Source organism: Nocardioides sp., assembly GCF_036401255.1.
Taxonomy (GTDB): domain Bacteria; phylum Actinomycetota; class Actinomycetes; order Propionibacteriales; family Nocardioidaceae; genus Nocardioides.
On the sequence record NZ_DASWVI010000166.1, the window covers coordinates 1 to 21,849 of the forward strand.

General features: G+C 71.0%; 21 protein-coding genes. 1 reads left to right on the forward strand and 20 read right to left on the reverse strand.

The genetic code is table 11. The features are described 5' to 3' along the window. The 19 genes from narI to VGD85_RS07965 form a co-directional block, all read right to left on the reverse strand. A partial coding sequence (narI, locus tag VGD85_RS07875; protein WP_331062901.1) for a respiratory nitrate reductase subunit gamma occupies window positions 1-664 on the reverse strand: 664 nt, incomplete at its 3' end. Then, the gene (gene narJ, locus VGD85_RS07880) at window positions 661-1,326 is read right to left on the reverse strand and encodes a nitrate reductase molybdenum cofactor assembly chaperone (protein WP_331062902.1); all 666 of its coding nucleotides are present in this window, start codon (window positions 1,324-1,326) and stop codon (window positions 661-663) included. The genes narJ and narI, both read right to left, overlap by 4 nt. A gap of 8 nt (window positions 1,327-1,334) precedes the next feature. Then, on the reverse strand, window positions 1,335-2,978 hold the full coding sequence (gene narH, locus VGD85_RS07885; RefSeq protein ID WP_331062903.1) for a nitrate reductase subunit beta: 1,644 nt from the start codon (window positions 2,976-2,978) through the stop codon (window positions 1,335-1,337). A gap of 3 nt (window positions 2,979-2,981) precedes the next feature. Then, window positions 2,982-6,704, reverse strand: a complete 3,723-nt coding sequence (locus VGD85_RS07890; RefSeq protein WP_331062904.1) for a nitrate reductase subunit alpha — start codon at window positions 6,702-6,704, stop codon at window positions 2,982-2,984. A 266-nt stretch (window positions 6,705-6,970) separates the two neighbouring features. Next, on the reverse strand, window positions 6,971-7,468 hold the full coding sequence (locus tag VGD85_RS07895; RefSeq protein ID WP_331062905.1) for a PPOX class F420-dependent oxidoreductase: 498 nt from the start codon (window positions 7,466-7,468) through the stop codon (window positions 6,971-6,973). 25 nt (window positions 7,469-7,493) lie between these two features. After that, window positions 7,494-8,264 (reverse strand): glucose 1-dehydrogenase, encoded by a 771-nt coding sequence (locus VGD85_RS07900; protein ID WP_331062906.1) that lies wholly within the window; start codon window positions 8,262-8,264, stop codon window positions 7,494-7,496. Window positions 8,265-8,279: 15 nt separating this feature from the next. Further along, window positions 8,280-9,176, reverse strand: a complete 897-nt coding sequence (locus VGD85_RS07905; protein WP_331062907.1) for a 3-oxoacyl-ACP reductase — start codon at window positions 9,174-9,176, stop codon at window positions 8,280-8,282. Window positions 9,177-9,178: 2 nt separating this feature from the next. Continuing rightward, complete coding sequence (locus tag VGD85_RS07910) at window positions 9,179-9,370, reverse strand: ferredoxin (protein WP_331062908.1); 192 nt, start codon at window positions 9,368-9,370, stop codon at window positions 9,179-9,181. Window positions 9,371-9,378: 8 nt separating this feature from the next. Next, entirely contained in the window at window positions 9,379-10,359 is a 981-nt protein-coding gene (locus VGD85_RS07915; protein WP_331062909.1) for an NAD(P)/FAD-dependent oxidoreductase, read from the reverse strand. Window positions 10,360-10,422: 63 nt separating this feature from the next. Then, window positions 10,423-11,139, reverse strand: a complete 717-nt coding sequence (locus VGD85_RS07920) for a hypothetical protein (RefSeq protein WP_331062910.1) — start codon at window positions 11,137-11,139, stop codon at window positions 10,423-10,425. Beyond that, a complete protein-coding gene (locus tag VGD85_RS07925) occupies window positions 11,139-11,654 on the reverse strand; it encodes a hypothetical protein (protein ID WP_331062911.1) in 516 nt (171 codons plus the stop codon). Before VGD85_RS07925 ends, VGD85_RS07920 begins: the two co-directional genes overlap by 1 nt. Next, entirely contained in the window at window positions 11,654-12,922 is a 1,269-nt protein-coding gene (locus tag VGD85_RS07930; protein ID WP_331062912.1) for an MlaD family protein, read from the reverse strand. The genes VGD85_RS07925 and VGD85_RS07930 overlap by 1 nt, the downstream gene beginning before the upstream one ends. Further along, window positions 12,919-14,277 carry an MCE family protein gene (locus tag VGD85_RS07935; RefSeq protein WP_331062913.1) on the reverse strand — a complete coding sequence of 453 codons (1,359 nt, stop codon included), beginning with the start codon at window positions 14,275-14,277 and terminating at the stop codon, window positions 12,919-12,921. The genes VGD85_RS07930 and VGD85_RS07935 overlap by 4 nt, the downstream gene beginning before the upstream one ends. Beyond that, the gene (locus tag VGD85_RS07940) at window positions 14,277-15,500 is read right to left on the reverse strand and encodes an MCE family protein (protein ID WP_331062914.1); all 1,224 of its coding nucleotides are present in this window, start codon (window positions 15,498-15,500) and stop codon (window positions 14,277-14,279) included. The genes VGD85_RS07935 and VGD85_RS07940 overlap by 1 nt, the downstream gene beginning before the upstream one ends. Then, a complete protein-coding gene (locus VGD85_RS07945; protein ID WP_331062915.1) occupies window positions 15,500-16,498 on the reverse strand; it encodes an MlaD family protein in 999 nt (332 codons plus the stop codon). Before VGD85_RS07945 ends, VGD85_RS07940 begins: the two co-directional genes overlap by 1 nt. Then, window positions 16,495-17,580: an MCE family protein gene (locus VGD85_RS07950; RefSeq protein WP_331062916.1), complete on the reverse strand. Its 1,086-nt coding sequence runs from the start codon at window positions 17,578-17,580 to the stop codon at window positions 16,495-16,497. The genes VGD85_RS07945 and VGD85_RS07950 overlap by 4 nt, the downstream gene beginning before the upstream one ends. 1 nt (window position 17,581) lies before the next feature. Beyond that, window positions 17,582-18,898 carry an MCE family protein gene (locus tag VGD85_RS07955; RefSeq protein WP_331062917.1) on the reverse strand — a complete coding sequence of 439 codons (1,317 nt, stop codon included), beginning with the start codon at window positions 18,896-18,898 and terminating at the stop codon, window positions 17,582-17,584. Window positions 18,899-18,906: 8 nt separating this feature from the next. Next, entirely contained in the window at window positions 18,907-19,728 is an 822-nt protein-coding gene (locus VGD85_RS07960; protein WP_331062918.1) for an ABC transporter permease, read from the reverse strand. A 23-nt stretch (window positions 19,729-19,751) separates the two neighbouring features. Then, complete coding sequence (locus VGD85_RS07965) at window positions 19,752-20,474, reverse strand: MlaE family ABC transporter permease (protein WP_331062927.1); 723 nt, start codon at window positions 20,472-20,474, stop codon at window positions 19,752-19,754. Window positions 20,475-20,715: 241 nt separating this feature from the next. Between VGD85_RS07965 and VGD85_RS07970 the strand changes: the two genes are divergently transcribed. Beyond that, the gene (locus VGD85_RS07970; RefSeq protein ID WP_331062919.1) at window positions 20,716-21,231 is read left to right on the forward strand and encodes a DUF1707 domain-containing protein; all 516 of its coding nucleotides are present in this window, start codon (window positions 20,716-20,718) and stop codon (window positions 21,229-21,231) included. Window positions 21,232-21,274: 43 nt separating this feature from the next. Here the strand turns inward: VGD85_RS07970 and VGD85_RS07975 are convergent, their stop codons facing one another. After that, window positions 21,275-21,829, reverse strand: a complete 555-nt coding sequence (locus tag VGD85_RS07975; protein ID WP_331062920.1) for a hemerythrin domain-containing protein — start codon at window positions 21,827-21,829, stop codon at window positions 21,275-21,277. Between the last annotated feature and the right edge of the window lie 20 nt (window positions 21,830-21,849).

Below are 21,849 nucleotides of genomic sequence, written 5' to 3' on the forward strand. Positions count from 1 at the left end.
GGGCCCGGTAGACGACGTACGGGCGCCAGAGGTAGGCCAGCGGTGCCGACCACACGTGCACCAGGCGGGTGAAGGGCCACAGCGCGAGGAAGAGGAAGCCGCCCAGCGCGTGCAGCTGGTAGACCAGCGGCGCCTCGGTCATCAGCTCCGAGCGCGGCGAGAGGTAGAACACGCTGCGGAACCAGACCGCGATCGTCTCGCGGTAGTCATAGCCGGAGCCGAGCAGGTTCACCGCCACGGTCGCGGTCATGCCGAGCGCGGCCATCACCGCGAGGGCCAAGAAGAGCGCCTTGTCCATGCGCGTCGTGACCCGGAAGACCCGCGGGGTCATCCGGCGACGCACGATCAGCAGCGTGAGGCCGACGACCAGCATCAGGCCGGTCACGGTCCCGCCCCAGACCGCCGTGGTGTGGTAGACGTGCTCGGAGACGTGCAGCGCCTCGGTCACCGAGGCCGGCACGAGCAGGCCGACGACGTGGCCGCCGATCACGCCGAGCGCGCCGAGGTGGAACAGTGGCGAGGCGAGCCGCAGGATCCGCGACTCCAGCAGCTGGCTGGTGTGGGTCGTCCAGCCGAACTGGTCGTGCCGCCAGCGCCACACGTGGCCGACGGCGAAGACGGTCAGGCAGGCGTAGGGAACGACGATCCACAGCAGGGTGCTCATCGCAGGCTCTCTTCGGGTGCGTGGGTGGGGGTGCACGAGGCATCGGCGTCGTAGGCGGAGTACGGCGCGAGGCCGACGGCCTCGACCGGTGGCCCGTCGACGGCAAGGGCCGCGATCGCGGCCCGGTCGCCGTCGGTCAGCGGGGGCAGGGCCAGGGACACGGCCTCGAGGAGCGCGGCGTACGGCGAGCCCACGTCGGCCAGCGCCGCGCGGAGCAGCTCGACGCCCCGGCGGTGCTGCCGCAGCGGGGCCTCGCCCTCCCCCGGGCCGACGGTGGCCGCGAACTCCAGGACGACCGGCAGCAGGTCGGGCAGCTCGCCGGGGGCGAGCCGCAGGCCGTGTGCGCGGTAGCGGCTCTTGAGCGTGAGCAGCGCGACGCCGCGCTTGCGGGTGTCGCCGTGCAGGTAGTAGGTGAGGTAGAGCCCCGATCGGCGGCGCAGGTCGAACGTCGCCACGTAGTGCTGCTCGACCTCCTCGCGCCCGGTGGTGGCGCACCACTCGAGGAAGCCGGTGACGCGGTCGCGGACGCCGGCGTGCCCGATCTCGCGGGCCGCGGCCCCGATCGCCGGAAGCGCCTCGTGCAGCTCGTCGTCGGGGTAGGTCAGCAGCAGGCCGGCGACCTCGAACAGCCGGCGGCGGTCGTCCGCGGCGACGGTGCTCATCGGGCTCATCACGCGCCGGCCGGGTCGATGCTGAGCCCCAGGCGGCCGTCGCTGCGACGCTCGAAGAGCGACTTGCGTCCCGGGCGCACGCTCCCGGCGTCGTCCACGAGGTGGAAGCGCTCGACCGTGGCCGGCGCCGCCAAGCCGTCGGCCTGTCCGTCGCCGCCCATGCCCGGACCGCCCTCGCAGTCCAGCGAGCAGTCCGCGGTGGCCGCGGCCTGGGCCTCCAGCGCCGCGGCGTCCTTCGAGTACGCCTTGGGGATCACGTAGCGCTCGTCGTACTTGGCGATGGCGAGCAGCCGGTACATCGCCTCGATCTCGGGGCCGGTCATGCCGATCGCGTCGCAGATCTCGGCGGCCACGGTGCCGTCCAGCGTGCGGGCCCGCATGTAGGAGCGCATGCCCGCGAGCTTCATCAGCACCCCGGCGACCGCGTCGGCGTCGCCGGCGGTGAAGAGCTCGGCGAGGTACTCCACCGGGATCCGCAGGTCGCGGATCGTGTGGAACACGTCGTCGGCGTCGGCGTCGTCACGCCCCGCGGCCCCGACGGCGTCGAGCACCGGCGAGAGCGGCGGGACGTACCAGACCATCGGCAGCGTGCGGTACTCCGGGTGCAGGGGCAGTGCGATCTTGTAGTCGCTGATCAGCCGCCACACCGGGGAGGCGACGGCGGCGTCGACCCACTCCTGCGGCATGCCCGCCTCGAGCGCGGCTGCCGCGACGGCCGGGTCGCGCGGGTCGAGGAACACCTGGCGCTGGGCGTCGAGCAGGTCGTGCTCGTCCTCGACCGAGGCGGCGGCGAGGACCGCGTCCTCGTCGTACAGCACGATCCCGAGGTAGCGCAGCCGGCCCACGCAGGTCTCCGAGCAGACCGTCGGCTGGCCGGCCTCGATCCGCGGGAAGCAGAACGTGCACTTCTCGGCCTTGCCGGTGGAGTGGTTGACGTAGACCTTCTTGTAGGGGCAGGCGGTCACGCACATCCGCCAGCCGCGGCACCGGTCCTGGTCGACCAGCACGATGCCGTCCTCCTCGCGCTTGTACATCGCGCCGGAGGGGCAGGCGGACACGCACGCGGGGTTGAGGCAGTGCTCGCAGATGCGCGGCAGGTGGAACATGAACGTCTTCTCGAACTCGAACTTCACCCGGGCCGCGGCCTCGGGGTCCATCGCGACGAGGTTGGGGTCGGCGCCGGCGCGCTCGTGGGCGCCGCCGAGGCTGTCCTCCCAGTTGGCGCCCCACTCGAGTGCCATCGGCTCCCCCGTCAGCGCCGACCGGGGCTGCTTGACCGGGGTGTCGGTCAGGCCCGCGGGGGCGTTGACGAGCACGTCCTTGTCGAAGGTCGCCGGCTCGTAGTAGTCCTCGAGCGTCGGCAGGTCGGGATTGGCGAAGATCCGCGACAGCCGCTTGCCGCGACCGCCGGAGCGCAGGACCAGGCGGCCCTTGCTGTCGAGCTGCCACCCGCCCTTCCACTTCTCCTGGTCCTCGTAGTGCTTCGGGTAGCCGATGCCGGGCTTGGTCTCGACGTTGTTGAACCAGACGTACTCGGTGCCCTCCCGGTTGGTCCACGTCTGCTTGCAGGTCACCGAGCAGGTGTGGCACCCGATGCACTTGTCGAGGTTCATGACCATCGCGACCTGGGCGCGGATCCGCATGACTTAGTACTCCACTTCCTGGGCACGGCGGCGGATCAGGGTGATCTCGTCGCGCTGGCTGCCGATCGGGCCGTAGTAGTTGAAGGCGTAGGTGAGCTGGGCGTGCCCGCCGGCCAGGTGGGTCGGCTTGATCAGCAGGCGGGTCATCGAGTTGTGGTAGCCGCCGCGGCGGCCCTTCCCGCCGCCGTCCTGCTCCGACTTCGGCACGTTCACCGTGCGCTCCGGGGAGTGGTACTGGAAGACCGTGCCCTCGGGCATCCGGTGGCTGACCACCGCACGGGCGACGATGACGCCGTTGCGGTTGTGCGCCTCGATCCAGTCGTTGTCGCTGACCCCGATCTTGGCGGCGTCCTCGACGCTCATCCACACCACCGGGCCGCCGCGCGAGAGGGCGAGCATCAGCTCGTTGTCGTGGTACATCGAGTGCACCGACCACTTCGCGTGCGGCGTCAGGAACCGCACGGTCACCCCGCCGTCGACGACGTCGCCGGGCCTGCCGAAGTGGCGAGCCATGTTCAGCGGGGGCCGGAAGCCGGGCAGCTGCTCCCCGAGCTCGGTGACCCAGTCGTGCTCGATGAAGAAGTGCTGGCGACCGGTGATCGTGTGCCACGGCTTGCGACGCTCGACGTTGAGCGTGAACGGCGAGTAGCGGCGGCCGCCCTTCTCCGAGCCCGACCACTCCGGGCTCGTCAGCACCGGCTGCGGCGCGGCCTGGGTGTCGGCGTAGGTGATCTGGTGGGTCTCGTGCCCCTCGACCAGGTCGACGAACGGCTGGCCGGTCCGCTCCTCGAGCCGGGCGAAGCCCTCCCGGGCGACCCGGCCGTTGGTGGTGCCCGACAGCGCCAGGATGGCCTCGCACATGCGGTCGGCGGTGGCGATCGACGGCCGCCCGGCGTACGGCCCCTCGGTGATGACGCCGTTCTGGTGCCGCAGGTACTCCAGCTCCGGGGTCACGTCGACGGTGATGCCCTTCGTGGCGGTGCCGAGCTTGTCGAGCAGCGGCCCGACCGCGCGCATCTTCGCGCCGATCAGCGTGTAGTCGCGCTCGATCTCGATGAGCCTGGGCATCGTGACGCCGGGAACGGGCTCGGTCTCCCCCACCTTCCAGTCGCGCACCCGGCCCGACGGGCTCGCGAGCTCGTCGGGGGTGTCGTGCTGCAGCGGCGCGGCGATCACGTCGCGGCGTACGCCGAGGTGGTCGGCGGCCAGCTCGCTGACCTTGTCCGCGATCGCGAGGAACGCGTCGTAGTCGGTGTGCACGTCGCCCGGCGGCTCCACGGCCGGCGAGAACGCGTGCACGAAGGGATGCATGTCCGTGGTGGAGATGTCGTGCTTCTCGTACCAGGTGGCGGCCGGCAGGACCACGTCGGAGTGCAGACCGGTGTTGGTCATCCGGAAGTCGATCGCGGTGAGCAGGTCGAGCTTGCCGACCGGCGCCTCGTCGCGCCACACGACGTCGCGCGGGCGCTGGTCGGGCGCGCACTCCTCGGCGCTCGCGAGCGAGTCCACGCCCAGCAGGTGGCGCATGAAGTACTCGTTGCCCTTGCCGGAGCTGCCGAGCAGGTTGGCCCGCCACAGCGTCAGGCACCGCGGGAAGTTCGCCGGGTCGTCGGGGTCGTCGGCGACCGCACCCAGGCGCCCGGCCTTCAGCTCGGCCACGACATGCTCGGCGACGCTCACACCGGCGGCCGCGGCCTCGTCGGTGAGGTCGAGCGGGTTGCGGTTGAACGACGGGTGGCCCGGTGACCAACCCATCCGCTGGGCCGCGGCGACCGTGTCGGCGAACGTCATCCCCGCGAGCCGGCCCGCGCCGAGCGGCGAGGCCAGCTCGTCGACGCCCACCCGCTCGTAGCGCCACTGGTCGGTGTGGAGGTACCAGAACGGCGTGCTGGCCTGGTGCCGCATCGGTCGCTGCCAGTCGAAGGCGAACGACATCTGTTGCTGCCCGGTGACCGGGCGGGCCTTCTCCTGGCCGACGTAGTGGGCCCAGCCGCCGCCGTTCACACCCTGGCAGCCGGTGAGCGTGACCAGGGCGATGAAGGCCCGGTAGGTCATGTCGGAGTGGAACCACTGGTTGGTGCCCGCGCCCAGGGCGATCATCGAGCGCCCCTGGCTGCGCTCGGCGTTGCGGGCGAACTCGCGCGCGATCCGCGCGGTGAGCTCGGCCGGCACGCCGGTGATCCGCTCGGCCCACGCGGGGGTGTTAGGCGAGTCGGCGTCGTCGTACCCGTTCGCCCAGTCGCCGGGCAGGTCGGCGCCGTCGACGGTGCGGCGCACGCCGTACGTCGCCATCAGCAGGTCGAAGACGCTGGTCACGGTCAGGCCGGCCACGGTGGCGACCGGGACGCCGCGCCGCATGGTGGTGCCGCCCTCGGTCTCGCCGGTGTCGAAGCGCGGGAGGTCGACGGCGACGACGCCGTCGTGGTGGCCGTCCAGGCCCAGGGCCGGCACGACATCGCCGAGGTCGAGGTTCCACCGGCCGGCACCCTCGGGGCCGTAGCGGAAGCCGAGCGAGCCGTTGGGGACGACCGGCTCGCCGGTGGCGTCGTCGAGGAGCACGGTCTTGTGCTGGGCGCCGGTCTCCTGGTCACCCAGATCGGCGGCCGTCACGAACCGGTCCGGGGTCCACACGCCGTCGCCGAGGTCGCGCAGCGCGACCAGGAAGGGGAGGTCGGTGTAGGAGCGGACGTAGTCGGTGAAGTACGGCACCTGGCGGTCCCGGAAGAACTCGCTGAGGACCACGTGGCCCATCGCCATCGCGAGGGCGCCGTCGGTGCCCGGGTGCGGGGCGAGCCAGTCGTCGGCGAACTTCACGTTGTCGGCGTAGTCGGGGCTGACCGCGACCACCTTGGTGCCGCGGTAGCGCGCCTCGGCGAGGAAGTGGGCGTCCGGCGTGCGGGTCACCGGGATGTTCGACCCCCACATCACCAGGTAGGTGGAGTTCCACCAGTCGCCGGCCTCGGGCACGTCGGTCTGGTCGCCCCAGATCTGCGGCGAGGCCACCGGCAGGTCGGCGTACCAGTCGTAGAACGACAGCAGCGTGCCGCCGAGCAGCGCGTGGTAGCGGGTGCCGGCGGCGAACGACGCCATCGACATCGCCGGGATCGGCGAGAAGCCCACCACCCGATCGGGGCCGAAGGTCTTCGTCGTGTAGACGTGCGCCGCGGCCACCATGGTGGTCGCCTCGTCCCAGCTGGCCCGGACGAATCCGCCGCGGCCGCGCTGGCCCTTGTAGGCCTCGGCCTTCTCCGGGGTCTCGACGATGTCCGCCCACGCCGCCACCGGGTCGCCGAAGCGCTTGAGGTTGGCCCGGAACATCGTGATGAGCGAGCCCCGCACGTAGGGGTGCCGCACGCGCGACGGCGAGTACTCGTACCAGGAGAACGACGCCCCGCGCGGGCAGCCTCGCGGCTCGTAGTCCGGGCTGTCGGGACCGGTCGTCGGGTAGTCGACGGCCTGGTGCTCCCAGGTGATCAGGTCGTCCTTGACGAACACGTTCCACGAGCAGGAGCCGGTGCAGTTCACGCCGTGGGTGGAGCGCACGACCTTGTCGTAGCTCCAGCGGTCCCGGTAGAAGGAGTCCCAGCCGGCCTCGTCGATCTGGTGGAGCGTCCGGCCGTGGTCGCCGACCTCCTCCTTGGTGAAGAACCGCCGGGCGGCCAGGAGGGCCCCAGCCCCCGGAAGCCGGTCGTTGGTCGGGTCGGTCGGGGTGGGGCGGGCAGGCACGCGTCAGCGCTCCTTCGAGTGGTCCGGTCTCGAGGTCATCCGGACCGCGTGCGCACCGCGGCCGGTGCGCCCACCCTCGGGCACTCTGCCCCGTGCGACCCCGGGATCTCAGTCCCGAAGTCCCGGGACCAAAGACCCGGTCGGTCCTGCCGCGACCGTGGGGAGGGCCACGCACCTGACGTATGCGTCGTCGCCGCCGCGTGTTTCAGGACAGATGCGTCAGGTGCGTCGGGGTCGCGGCGGCCGTCGCCGTCGAGCAGGTCGACCTACTCGAGGAACGCCGCGGTGGTGCCGCCGAGCTCCATGGCCGGCAGGCCGAGCTTGCGGTGGTCCCAGGAGCGGACCCGCTGCGGGTCGAGGCGGACGACGACCCGGTTGTGGGCCATGAACTCCACGAATGGCTTCATCTCCTCGGAGTACGGGCCGTGGTAGCGCTCGAAGATGTTCACGCACACGTCCCACACGACCGACTCGTCCTCGATCACCTCGGCGGTGCCCTCGATCGCGACGCCGCGCAGCTGGTCGTAGGTGTGGCCGGCCTCCACGAGGAAGCTGCAGCGCGGGTCACGGCGCAGGTTGACGGTCTTCTGCGCCTTGCGCTTGGTCTCGAACCAGATGTGCTCGTCCTTGACGGCGTACCACATGCCGACCAGGTGGATCTGGCCCTGCGGGCCGAACGTGCCGAGCGTGCACGAGCGCTGCTGGTGGAGGAACTCGACCTGCTCGTCGTGGGACATCACGACCTGGGAGCGCTGGTTGGCCACGGGCGGTGAGCCTCCCTATCCCGGGTCAGCCGCCGAAGGCGTGCGTCGCGGTGACGCCGCCGTCGACCGAGATCTCGGCGCCGTTGATGTACGCCGACTCGTCGCTGGCCAAGAACACGTACAGCGGCGCGACGTCCTCGGGATGTCCCACGCGGCGCAGCGGCACCTTGGAGGCGCCGTACTCCATCGCGGCGTCGCCGCCGTGCACGCGCGTCATCGGGGTGTCGATCATGCCCGGGTGGACGGAGTTGACCCGGATGCCCTTGGGCCCGAGCTCCATCGCCGCGCACTTGGTCATGCCGCGGATCGCCCACTTGGTCGCGGCGTACGCCGTGCAGCCCGGCATGCCGGCCAGGCCCTCGACCGAGGAGGCGTTGATGATCGAGCCGCCACCGTTCTTGCGCATCGTGTAGGTCACCGCGTTCATGCCGAGGAGACAGCCGAGCTGGTTGACCCGCCACAGCAGCTCGACATCGTCGAGCGCCAGCTTCTCGATCTCGCCGAACCGCAGGATGCCGGCGTTGTTGGCCAGCACGTTGACCGGGCCGAACCGGGCGTTGGTGTCCTCGACGAGTGCCGCCCAGGACGCCTGGTCGCTCACGTCGTGGTGAGCGAAGTGGGCGGCGTCGTTCCCGAAGATCTGGCAGAGCGAGTCCGCCAGCTCCTGCCCGGCGTCCTTGGCGATGTCGGCGATGACCACGCGCGCCCCCTCGGCGACGAACGCCCGGCTGATGCCGGCGCCCTGCCCCATCGCGCCGCCGGTGACGATCGCGACCTTCCCGTCCAGTCTGGCCATGGTCTGCCCCACGATCTACACCGTCAGCTTCATGATCGAGTCGGCCGCGAAGCCGACGGCAGGGTCCCGGTCCGCGAAGTAGCCACCGAGCTGCTTGTCCAGGTCGTCGAGGGTCCACAGCGTCCCGGACTTGTCGAACCGCTGCTCGACGACCGGCGCGGCGACCAGTGCCACCATCCCGCCGTAGACCACGAACACCTGCCCCGTGATGTCGGACGCCGCCGGCGAGGCCAGGTAGGCCACGACCGGCGCGACGTGCTCGGGCGAGTAGGGGTCGACCTCGAGCCCGGAGGTGTCCGCGCCGAAGACGTCGGCGGTCATCGCGGTGCGGGCGCGGGGGCAGATCGCGTTGGCGCGTACGCCGCTGCTGGCCAGCGCCCGCGCCGTCGAGACGGTCAGCGCGGCGATGCCGGCCTTGGCGGCGCCGTAGTTGGCCTGTCCCGGAGGTCCGGAGAGGAACGCCTCGGAGGCGGTGTTGACCACGCTGGCGCCGACCGGGGCGCCGGTCTCCTTGGCCTTCGCGCGCCAGTAGGCCGCCGCGTTGCGCGAGAGCAGGAAGTGTCCGCGCAGGTGGATGCGGATGACCTGGTCCCACTCCTCGTCGGACATGTTGAACAGCATCCGGTCGCGGGTGATGCCGGCGTTGTTGACGACGATGTCGAGCCGACCGAAGCCGTCGACGGCGGCGGCGACCATCGCGTCGGCGGTGGCCCGCTCCCCCACGTCACCAGCGACCACGCTCGCCTCGCCGCCGCGGGAGCGGATCTCCTCCGCGGCCGCGTCGGCGCCCGCGGGCAGGTCGTTGAGCACGACCCGTGCGCCGGCGTCGGCGAGCGCCAGTGCCTCCGCACGGCCCAGTCCGGCGCCGGCTCCGGTGACGATGGCCACCCGGCCGTCGAGAGAGACGCTCACGCTCAGTCCTCCAGGGAGATCGCGGCGCGCGGGCAGGCGGCGACGGCGCGCTTGACGGCCTCGATGTTGTCGGGGGTGGTCTCCTCGGTCTTCAGCTGGAGGTAGTCGTCGTCGTCCAGCTCGAACACGTCGGGCGCCAGCGCCTCGCACAGGGCGTTGGACTCGCAGAGGTCGAAGTCGACCTTGATCTTCATCGCTGCACCTAGCTTCCTTCACTGGAGTGGCCCGGGAACACGTGGGCGCTGGGGTCGATCACGACCGCCGCGTTGTTGACGGCCGTGGCGGCCTCGCCGAAGCCGACGGCGATCAGCCGGACCTTGCCGGGGTACTCGGTGATGTCGCCGGCCGCGAAGACCCGCGCCAGGTTGGTGCGCATCGACGAGTCGACGACCAGGTGGCGCTTCTCGACCTCGAGGCCCCACTGCTGCAGCGGGCCGAGGTCGGCGACGAACCCGAGCGCCGCGACGATCGCCTGCGCGGGCCGCTCCGTGATCTGGCCGTCGACGGTGATCTCGACCGACTCCACGACGCCGTTGCCGCGGATCGCGGAGACCTCGGCCTTCGTGACGATCTCGACCGACGACGCCTGGACCGCCTCGACCGTGCGCTGGTGGGCGCGGAACGCGTCGCGTCGGTGCACGAGCGTGACCGACTTGGCGACCGGCTCGAGGTGCAGCGCCCAGTCGAAGGCGCTGTCGCCGCCCCCGACGATCACGACGTCCTTGCCGGCGTACGGCGCGAAGCTCGGCACGAAGAACTCCATCCCGCGGCCCAGCCAGCCCTCGCCGGCGGGCAGTGGCCGCGGGCTGAACTTGCCGATGCCCGCCGTGACCAGCACGGCCTTGGCGTGGATCTCGGTGCCGTCGTCGAGGCCGACGGTGACCGACTCGTCGTGCTCGCTCAGCGTCGTCGCCGTGCGGTCGAGGAGGTACGTCGGGTCCGCGGTGGCGGCCTGGGCCACGAGGCCCTCGACGAGGTCGCGGCCCTTGACCGACGGGAAGCCCGCCACGTCGAGGATCTGCTTCTCGGGGTACATGGCGGTGATCTGCCCGCCGAGCTCGGGCAAGGAGTCGACGACCGCGACCCGGAAGCCACGGAAGCCGGCGTAGTAGGTGGCGAAGAGGCCGGTGGGACCGGCCCCGATGACGAGGAGATCGACGTCGACGGCGTTGTCTGCAGGCACGCTGCGATCCTTCTCCTCTCGGGGGCCAGGCTCAACTATAACCTGTTCTAGTTTCGCCGGACCCTACTGCGTCTCGATGTTCGACACCAGCCACCCGTGGTCGGTGTGGACGACCGTCACGAGCGCGCGGTACTGCCGATAGTCCGTGCTCGGCTTGCCGTTCTCGCTCTTCTGGACGTACTGGTCGAGGAACAGCAGCGCCTGCACCTGGGCCGGTGAGGCCTGCACGACACCCTGGGCGATCGCCTTGACCTGCAGGCGGGTCTTGTTCGCGACGAACTTGTCGCGGATGCCGGCCGAGGTCTCGCGGTACTCCGCGGCGAATCCGTCGGTCATCTTCGCGGCCGCCTGGTCGACCTGGTCGTCGTAGTCCTCGTAGCTCGTGGAGAGGATCTGCTCGGTCGAGCGCGCCGCGGCCTCGACCGCGGCCCGGTGGGTGAGCTCGCCGGTGACCACCGGGCGCGCCGCCGACACCGTCGGCGCGGGGTCGCGGACCAGGTAGACGACCTCGCCCGCCCCGACGAGTGCCAGCCCGACCACGGCCGCGATCAGGGCGAACGTCGTACGCCGTCCCCCCAGGCCGGCGCCCGTGCGTCGCTGCTCGGGTGCGGGGGTCTCGACAGGCTCGACCACCGGAGGGGGAGGCTCGACCACCGGAGGGGGAGGCTCGACCACCGAGGGGGCCGGCTCGACGGGCGTGTTGGCGATCTTGCGCGGGCGGCCCGTGGGGGTGCGGGACCCGACGGCGGGGCGGCGGGACTTGCGCGGGTTGTCTGCCATCAGCCCACGAACTCCAGGTCGGCGGTCTTCCACGCGCCGCCGACCTTCTGGAGGTCGAGCTTGAGGCGGAAGTAGCGGGCGACCGGCTTGTTGTCGGTCGACACGTTGGCGACGGTGCCGGTCGTGGCGACGATCACCGTGGCGCTGTCGGGGTCCAGGGTGGTCACGCCGGCCCACAGCACCTGGCCGTCCATCACGGACTTGTTGCGCTCGAGGACCTCGATGACGTTCTTGGTGCGGCTGTCGTAGTCGGTGGCGAACTTGCCCGTGGCGCCGGCGGCCACCGCGTCGATGCTCTCCTGGGCCTGCCGGTAGTCGATGTTGATGAACGCCTCGACCTCCGAGCGGGCCGAGGCGAGGACGTCGCCGTACCGCTCCTGCTCCCCCGCCGCGCGATCGCGGTCGCGGTGCTCCTGGACGACGAGCACGCCGCCGAACACCACGCCGCAGGCCAGCAGCAGCGCGAGCACGTACAAGACGATGTTCAGCCCGACGCGGGTCCCCGGAACGAGCATCACCGGCCCGTCACCGGCCCCACCAGCAACCACTTCCACGCGTCGCCTCCCAGGATCGACAGGTTGCCCTGATCGACGAAGCGTACGGGGTTGCCGCTCGCATCGACCGCACCCGACACGAATCCCGTCACCGGGTCGTACGACGAGCGGTAGAGCCGCCCCGGGGACGAGCTGCCCTGCGAGCCGGGCGAGTACTTCGGGCCGCGCATGACGTACGGCGGGCCGCTGGTGCACTGCGCCGGATAGATCGGGCTGTCGGTGAGGTCACTGGGCGGGCGCCACCGGTTGCGCGGCATGTAGCCCTCGGTGCACGGCGGCACGGAGCTGTCGAGCTGGAGGTTGACGTGGCCGTAGCCGTCGCCCGGGGTGCCGGTGAACCCGGCGGAGATCGTGCGCGGGTAGGTCACCAGCAGCTGCTCGACGCCCGCGAGGTGGGAGACGACGACCTGGTTGACGCTGACCGCGTTGCCGAGCAGGACCGGCAGCGTGGGCTCGAGGTCCTTCAGGAGCGCGTCGACCTCGCGGGCGGTGCCCGGGGTGCCGCCGAGGACGTGCTCGAGGTCGTCGTCGCTGTCGGCAAGCGCGTCGGTGATCGTGCGCAGGTCGCCCGCGAGGGCCCGGATGTTCTCGCGCTCGCCCTGCTGGGTGCTCAGGACCCGCTTGCCGCGGTCGAGCAGGCGGATCGTGTCGGCCGTGTGGGCGGCGGCCTCGCGGACGAACGCGCTGCCGTTGTCGAGCAGCCGCTGGAGCGGGACGCCGGTGTCGGTGAACATCGTGCCGAGCTCGTGCACGACGCTCCGGAGGCTCTCCTTGTCGACGGAGTCGACGAACCTGTCGAGCTCGACGAGCAGGTCGCCCTCGTCGACCGGCAGCGACTGCGCGGTGCCGTGGAGCGTGTCCCCGGACTCGACGTAGGGGCCCTCGTCGTCGGGGGGCTCGAAGTCGAGGTACTGCTCCCCCACGGCCGAGAGGTTGTGGACGTACATCGGGGAGTCGGCCGGGAGCCTGGTGCCGTCCTCGATGGCGAGGTCCAGCGTGACGCCCTGCTCGGTCGCGGTCATCGCGCTGACCCGGCCGATCTTCACGCCGCGGTAGGTGACCTCGCTGCCCTCGAAGAGCCCGCCCGAGGTCGGCAGCGTCGCGTGCACGGTGAGGCCGCGGCCGAGCACCCGGTCGACCAGGCCGAGGTAGGACCCGGCCACGTAGACGATGCCGACCGCACTGAGCACCAGGAACGCCGCGATCCGGACCTTCACCCCACGGCTCATGGTGTGCCCCCGTAGAGCGCGGACGCGCTCGGTGGCGCGCTCGGATCGCCGCTGCTGAGCGCCTCGCCGAGCACCCGCGCGCCGAGCAGGCCGCCGAGGCCGCCGGACCCGCCGAGGTCGCCCAGGTCGCCCAGGTCGCCCAGGCCGCCGAGGACGTCGGGAAGCCCGGGGAGGGCCTCGATGATCGTGCAGACCGGGTTGCCGTCGTACTTCTTCTTCTTGCAGTCCTCGACGAGGTTCTTGAGCAGGTTGAGGGACTTCAGCACCTTCTGGCACGGCTTGCTGGTCAGGTCGCCGCTGAGCAGGCACTTCTCGACCGTGGTGAGCAGCTGGCCCGGGTCGGGGATGCCGGGGATGCCGCCCCCCGGGGCGCCGGGCAGCAGGTTCTCGAGGCTGATGTCGGCGCGGATCGAGGTGTTGGCGTAGTCGCCCTTGACGATCTCGGAGGCCTCCTTGGGGAACGGGAAGCTCACCAGCAGGTTCAGTCCGGGGGCGAGGTCGTCGCCGGCCTCGTGCAGCCGCTGCAGGATCGGCTGGAGGTGGTCCAGCGAGCGCAGGATGTCCTGCTTGCTGCGCCCGATCACGCGGGTGCCGACCTCGCCGAGCCGGTTGAGCGAGGTCAGCATCGCGATCAGCTCGTCGTGCTGGGCGGCCAGCACCTCCACCGCCGGCCCGGCGACGTCGAGGGCGCCGGTGATCGTCTTCCTCTCGGCGTTGAGGGTGCTGGTGAGGTGGTCGAGGGACTCCATCGCGTGGACGATGTCGGCCTTCTGGTCGTCCAGGGTGCCGACCACCCCCTCCAGCGAGCCCAGCAGGTGGCGCAGCCGGTCGGTGCGGCCGTCCATGACCTGGTTGAGCTCGTGGGTGATGGTCCCGAGCTGGCCGACGCCGCCGCCGCTGAGCAGGAACGACAACGCGCCGAGGACCTCCTCGACCTCGGGGTTGCGGCCGGTGTCGGCGAGGCCGATCTCGTCGCCGTCGGCGAGCAGGTCCTCGGAGGCGCCGGTGGCCGGCGGCTCGAGGGCGACGTACTTCTCCCCCAGGAGGCTGACCTGCCGGATGTCGGCGATCGCGTTGTCGGGCAGCTTGACGTCGTCTCGGATCCGCAAGGTCGCCCGCGCGTGCCAGCCGACGCGTTCGACGTCGGTGACCTCGCCGACGGTCACGTCGTCGACCATCACCGGCGAGCGCGGCACCACGTTGAGGATGTCGGCGAAGTCGGCGGTCACCTCGTAGGAGTGATCGGCGTCCACCGGCGAGCCCGGCAGCGGCAGGTCGTAGGCGCCGTCGAACTTGCAGGCGCCGGCCAGCAGGGCCAGCACGAGGAGCAGTACGCCGTGACGCAACAGCCGCATCACGATCCGCCCCCCATCAGCTCGTCGAGCGAGCCGGTGCGGTCGGCGGCGTACTGCCGCTGCAGCCGGTCGGCCTCCGCGCGCTGAGCGCTCTGGGGCGACTGGGCGCGGCCGCCCGGGCCGGGCGGGATCGTGGGCAGCTGGTCCTCGATCGGCTCGAGGAGCTGCTTGAACAGCGTGCAGGCGAGGTCCTTGCTCGCTCGCGGGAGCCCGGACTGCTGCACCAGCGCGCAGAGGAACCCGTCGGCGTCCCACACGTTGCCGCTGATGCCGATCCGGGAGCCGATCGTGCCGGACTTGGAGTTGTACGCCAGGCTGAGATTGCCGATCGCGACCGGCGCGATCCGCAGCGCGGTGTCGATGCTGTCCTTCTCCGAGGCGATCGTCTTCATCACCCGGGTCAGCCGCTCGACGTCGGTGACCAGCGCCCTGCGGTTGTCGTGCACGAACGACTTCACGGTGCCGACCGAGTCGGCGACGGCGCTCAGGGCGCCCTGGATCTCGGTGCGCTCGTCGGCCAGCTGGGCGGAGACCCCGGCGAGGTCCTTGATGAACGCCCGGACGAACCTGTCGTTCTGGGCCAGCGTGGTGGTGAACTCCGCCAGCTGGCTGACGGTCTCGAACAGCGGCCCGGAGCCCTCGCCGAAGGTCTGCGCCGCGGCGGCCAGCTGGGTGAGCATCCGGTTGCCGAGCTCGCCCTTGCCGTCGAGCGCACGCGACCCGGCCCGGAGCAGGTGGTCGAGCGTGCCGTCCAAGTTGGCGCCGTTGGGGCCGAGCGCCTCGGACAGGTCGCGCAGGCTGGCGTAGATGCGGTCCAGCTCGACGGGCACCCCCGTGTCGGGCAGCGCGATCTCGGCGCCGTCGGCCATCACCCGGTCCCCCTCGGCGTAGGCGGGGGTGAGCTGGACGAACCGGTCGGCGACCAGCGTCGGCGTCACGATCACGGCCTTCGCGTCGGCCGGCACCTGGTACTTCGCGTCGTACTCCATGTCGACGCGCACCGAGTTGCCCTCCGGGGTCACCGCGGTGACCCGGCCGACGTTGACGCCGAGGATGCGCACGTCGCTGCCCTCGTAGATGCTGACCGCCCGCGGGAAGTGCGCGGCGACGGTCTTCGTCGCGGTGTCGTCGCGGATCACGATGAAGTACGTCGCCGCCAGCAGCACGACCGCCGCCGCGACCGCGAGCGCGCGCCCGTTGACCCTGCTCCACACGTCGGCCATCAGTTGCCCTCCAGCGGTCCGGGCAGGAACTCACCGGTCGGGATCGCGGCGAGGTTGGCGGCGTAGGCGTCGAACCACGGGCCGGTGCCGATGATGTTGCCGAGGATCGAGACGTAGGGGCCGAGCGCCGCGAGCGTCGCCTTCAGCTCCTTCTCCTTGCCGTTGAGCAGCGTGAGCAGATCGTCGACCTCCTGGAGCGCGGGCCCGATCTGGGCCTGGTTGTCCTCGGCGACGCCGCGCAGCTGCTCGGCGAGGCTGCGGGCGTTGACGAGCAGCAGGTGGACGGCCTGCTTGCGGCGGCGTACCTCCTTGAAGACCAGGTCGCTGTGCTTCATCAGGTCGACCAGGTCCTTGCTCCGGGCGGCGAGCACCTTGGTGACGCTCTGGGAGCTCTTCAGCAGCGCCTGGATCTGCTCGTCGCGGGAGGCGACGGTCTGGGAGAGCCGCGCGATGCCGCGGAAGCTGGACTCGATCTCGGGCGCCGCCTGGTTGGTGGTGTCGGCGACGACGTCGAGCGCCTTCCTCAGCCGCCCGGTGTCGATCCGCTCGGTGGTCGTGGTGAGGTCGCCGAACACCCCGACGATGTCGTACGCCGACTTCGTGCGCTCGACCGGGATGACCTCGTCCTCACCGAGCTGGCCCTCGCCCGCGGGCTCGAGGTCGAGGTACTTCTCGCCGAGCAGGTTGAGCACCTCGATCGAGGCCCGGCTCTCGGTGCCGAACTCGACGCCGTGGTCGACCTCGAACGTCACCAGCACCGTGTTGCTGTCCTCGAGCGCGACGTCTTGCACCCGGCCGACGCGGATGCCGCCGACCTGGACCATGTTGCCCTTGTGCAGGCCGCTGGCGTCGCTGAACTCCGCTCGGTAGGTGCCGCCCTTGAAGCCCGGGAACTGGGAGAGGTTGAACGCGGCCGCCATCACCAGCAGCATCACCACCACGGTGATCGCACCCATCCGCAGCACCCGGGCGTCGCTGTACCGGCTCGTCCCGCTCATGGCGCCGTCGCCCCGTTGCACCGCGGTGCGGTCGAGTGGAAGTTCAGGTTGTTCAGCTGCGCCATCAGCTGCTTGACCCCGGGCAGGTTGCCGAGCCCCGCGGGCAGCGTGATCCGCCCGCTGAACCCGCAGACGTAGTAGCTGTACCAGGATCCGTAGGTGCCGGTGCGGGTCTGGTCGGTCATCGACTCCGGGAGCCGGTCGAGCAGCTCGGTGAGCTGGTCGCTGTTCTTCTTCTCGTTGAGCAGCGCGGCGAGCCGGCGCAGCTTCGCGACGTCGGACTTGACCAGGGGCCGACCCTGGCGCAGCAGGTCGGCGACCACGACCGTGAGGTCGGAGATGTTCTGCAGCGAGGACCCGATGGTGCCCCGGTCGCGGGCCAGGTCGGCCATCCAGCCCTTGAGGCCGACCACCAGATCGCTGAGCTGCTGGTGGCGGCTGTCGACGGTCTGCAGCGTCTGGCCGAGGTTGTCGATGACCCGGCCGATCAGCTGGTCGCGGTCGGCGAGGGTGTTGGTGAGCGACGCGGTCTTCTCCAGCAGCCCTTGGACGGTGCCGCCCTCGCCCTGGAGCACCTGGACGAGGTTCATGCTCAAGTCGTTGACCTGCTGGGGGTTGAGCGCCTGGAAGAGCGGCTGGAACCCGTTGAACAGCGTCGTCAGGTCGAGGGCCGGCTTGGTCTGGCTGACCGGGATGGTGCCCCCCGACTCCAGCCGCTCCGCATCGGGGTCGGCGCCCTCCTCCAGCGCGAGGTAGCGGTCGCCGACCAGGTTGAGGAACCGGATCTCGGCCCGCGATGCGGTCGTGAGGGGCACGTCGGACTGCACCCGGAACGTCACCAGCGCCTCGCTGCGCTGGTAGTGCTCGACGCTCTTGACCTCTCCGACGCTCACGCCGGCGACCCGGACGTCGTCGCCCTTCTGCAGCATCGAGGCGGTCGTGAACACGGCTCGGTACGTCGTGCCCGAGCCGAACCCGACGTTGCCCATGATCGCGGCGAGGAGCCCGGTCACGAGGATCGAGACCAGCGTGAAGATGCCGAGCTTGACGCCGGCGGCGATCGTGGTGGCGTTGCGCGACATCTCAGCGCCCCCCTCTCACCGGCGAGCTCACGACGGGGCCGTAGAGCAGCGCGCCGAGCGAGCCGTAGCGGTCGGCGGACCTGCCGGTCAGCCCCGCGAGCAGGGCGTTGACGATCTGCTTCTCCCCCGCGGTGCCCGAGTAGTCCGCGCCGACCCGCCCGAGGCCCGGCAACGACAGGCCGGGCAGCGGGCTCGTGGGCGGGTGCTCGTCCATGTCGCTGCCCTGGTCGAGCGCGATCGGCGGCGCCGGCACCTTCGGGTCCGGCAGCCCGAGGCACCAGGGACCGTGGCCGACCTCGCCGTACACGGGCTTGTCGCGCTCGTCGTAGGCGCGGTACTGCGCCGTGCCGAACTCGATGTACTGCTTGACCTGGTTGCCCTCGAACGTGCGGGCCAGCCGCGGGGCGTAGCGCGCGGCGCCCTGGAGCAGGCAGGGCAGCTCGGGTGAGTAGACGGCGAGCAGGCGCAGCATCGGCTCGGTGACCTGGCCGACCCGGATCAGGCTCGCGGAGTTGTCGTGCAGCACCCTGGTCGAGGTGTCCGCCAACCCCTGGAGGTCGGCGAAGAACGTGCCGAGCTGCTCCTTGTTGTCGATGACCGTCTGGCCCGTCGTGGTCACGTCGCGCAGCACGGCGAGCAGGTCGGGGGCCGCGAGGTCGTAGGTGTCGGCGACGTCGGCGAGCTTGACGAGGTCCTCGCGCAGCGTCGGCAGGTGGTCGTCGATCCGGCCGAGGTAGTCGTCGAGCTGGTCCATGGTCCGGCCGAGCTGCTCGCCGCGCCCGCCCAGCGCCGTCGCGAGCGCGTTGAGGGTGGCGTTGAGGTCGGCGGGCCGGACCGAGCGCAGCAGCGGGAACAGGTTGGCCAGGATCCGGCTCAGCTCGACGTTGGTCTCGACCCGGTCGGCCGGGATCACGTCCCCGTCGGACAGCGGGGTCTCGGAGGGGTCGTCGGGGGTCACGAGCGAGACGAACTTCTGCCCGAACAGCGTGGTCGGGAGGATCTGCACCGACACGTTCTCGGGGATCCGCTTCGCCTCGTCGGGCTGGAGCGCGACGGTGATCACCGCCTCGTCGCCGTCCTGGGAGACCGAGCGGACCTGGCCGACGAGGGCGCCGTGCAGCCGGACGTCGCCGAACTTGGCCAGCTGCAGGCCGGCGCGGTCGGCGTGGATGCGCACGGTCGTGACCGGCTCGAACACCTTCTGGTAGATCCCGATCGACAGCGAGATCAGCAGGGCGATCACCGTCAGGAACGCGACGCCCGCGATCATCAGCCGGCGGTGCTCGCGCGGGCTGTCGTGGTAGATGTTCACCAGCATCGCGGCGGCTACCCCGTGATCCGGACGGTCGTGGTGGAGCCCCAGATCGCGAAGCTGAGGAAGAAGTCCGCCACGACGATCGTGACGATGCTGGTGCGGATCGCGCGGCCGACCGCCATGCCGACCCCGGCCGGCCCGCCGGAGGCGGTGTAGCCGTAGTAGCAGTGGATGAGGATCACGGCCGCCGCGAGGAACAGCAGCTTGAAGAACGACCAGAGCATGTCGATCGGTGGCAGGAACTGCAGGAAGTAGTGGTCGTAGGTGCCCGGCGACTGCCCGTAGATCAGCGTGGTGATCAGCCGGGGCGAGAGGTACGACGCGCTGAGGGCGACGACGTACAGCGGGATCACGGCGACGAACGCGGCGACCATCCGGGTCGTGACCAGGAAGGGCAGCGAGGGGATGCCCATCACCTCGAGGGCGTCGATCTCCTCGGAGATCCGCATCGCGCCGAGGCGCGCGGTGTAGCCGCAGCCGACGGTCGCCGCCAGCGCGATCGCCGACACGAGAGGGGCGACCTCGCGGGTGTTGAAGTAGGCGGAGATGAACGCGCTGAACTTCGCGACGCCGATCTGGCTCAGCGAGGCGTAACCCTGGATGCCGACCTCGGGGCCCGCGAAGAACGCGAGGAACGCGATCACGCCGACCGTGCCCGCGATCAGGCTCAGACCGCCGGCGCCGAAGGTGACCTCGGCGAGGGTGTTGACGATCTCGCGGGGGTAGCGCTTGACCGCGCGCGGCGTCCAGGACAGCGCCTTGACGTAGAACAGCAGCTGGTCGCCGTACTGCTCCAGGGAGTCGCGGCGCCCTCGGTAGAAGGCGCTGCCCATCGCACCGATCGTGGACACGGCGCTCACAACCCCGGCGGTGGGACGACTTGGAAGTAGATCGCCGTGATCACCGCGTTGAGGAAGAACAGCAGCATGAACGCGACGATCACCGACTCGTTGACGGCGCGGCCGACCCCGCTCGGGCCACCGCCGGCGTTGAGACCCTTGTAGGCCCCGACGATCGCGGCGAGCCACCCGAAGACGACGGCCTTGACCATCGAGATGTAGAGGTCGGGCAGGCTGGCCAGGGCCGTGAACGACGACAGGAACGCGCCAGCGGAGCCGCCCTGGACGATCACCGTGAAGAAGTAGCCGCCGCCGATGCCGGCGCCGATCACGATGCCGTTGATCATCAGTGCGACGAACATCGTGGCGACCACGCGCGGGGCGATCAGCCGCTCGAGCGGGTCGACACCGAGCACCTCCATCGCGTCGATCTCCTCGCGGATCTTGCGGGCGCCCATGTCCGAGCAGATCGCGGACCCCGCCGCGCCGGCGATGATGAGCGCCGCGGCGATCGGCGCGGCCTCGCGGACCACGGCGAGCACCGCGGTCGCGCCGGCGAACGACTGAGCGCCGAGCTGGCCGGTGAGGTTGCCGACCTGCAGCGAGATCACCGCGCCGAACGGGATCGAGACCAGGATCGTCGGCATCAGCGTCACGCTGGTGATGAACCAGGCCTGCTCGATGAACTCGCGGACCTGGAACGGCCGGGTGAAGATGCGCTTGGTGACCTCGACGACCATGACCGCGATCTCGCCGGGACCCCGGATCACAGACACGGCAGAGAACGCCACGTGCCCACCTCCCCGGAGCTGTCTAGACGGCCGCCACAGAATAGAACGTGTTCTCATTCAGGGCAACGCGCAGCGCTCCCCTGTCTCCCGATCCGTCCAACGACGCTCCTGCCCGGGGGTGACGGCGCGGGAACGTGGCCTGGACCGGTGCGCGTCGCGCCCGGCGCGTGGCGCCCCTACGCTGGGGGCCGTGGAGCAGGAGGTCTGGTCGTCGTTCACCCACGACCCACGCCACTCCGAGAACACGGGACTGCGCGCCTCCGACGCCGACCGGGACGTCGTGCGGCAGGTCCTCACGGAGGCGTACGCCGACGGGCGGCTGGACCGGGAGGAGTTCGACGCCCGCAGCACCGGGGTCGAGACCGCCCGCACGCTCGGGGACCTGCCCGCACTGCTGGAGGGATTGGTGCCGACCACGACCGGACCGCTCGTCGCGTTCGGGGACACCGGCCGGGAGCTGCTGCCCCCGGCCCGGCTCGAGGAACAGGCGGTCGCCACGTGGCGTGCGGAGCGCCGCTCCGCGGCACTCGGCTTCGTGTTCGCGTCGGTGATCTGCTGGACGATCTGGGCCGCGGTGATGTTCGGCGGCTTCCCGTGGCCGGTGTTCGTGATGCTCGCCTCCGGCATCAACGCGCTGAAGGTCGCCACCTCACGCGACGAGCTCGTCGCCAAGGAGCTGCGCCGCCTCGAGAGCCGGCAGCGCTAGGCCCTCGAGCGGGGCCCGCGTCCGGACGAGGAGTGAGGCTCGGTTACTCCTCGTCGTCCTCGTCGTCCAATAGACCCTCGCGGCGCGCCTCGGCGACGATGCGGCGCACGTTCTCCAGCGACCCGCAGCCGGCGTCGATCTGGGCGTTGCGCTCCTCGACGAACAGCCGGCCGAGCTCCTCACGGACCTGGGGCCCGACCTCCTCGCGGGCCGGGTTGAGGATCGTCAGCTCCTCCTCGGTGAGGTGGTGGTTGACCAGCCGGGCGAGCTCCTCGACCGCGTCGTCGAACGCCTGGGTGTCGGTGCCCTTCAGCTCGAGGACCGCCAGCAGCGCCTCGTTGCCCTCGGCGTGCTCCTCGACGCCGTGGTCGGCCTCGTCGTCGTCGACCGCGTTCTTGCGCTTGAGCTTGGGGTACACGTGCTTCTCCTCGGCCTCCGCGTGCGCCACGTGCAGCGCCGCGAAGGCCTGCCGGACGGCGTCGCGGTCGGTGCTGCTGTCGCGCAGGTCGCGCAGCAGCGCCTCGAAGCGACGGTGGTCGTCGAGGATCAGCTCCACGACGTCACCCTGGACCGGGCGGCCGAGATCGATGTTGGTCATGACCGGACCGTATCCGCGGG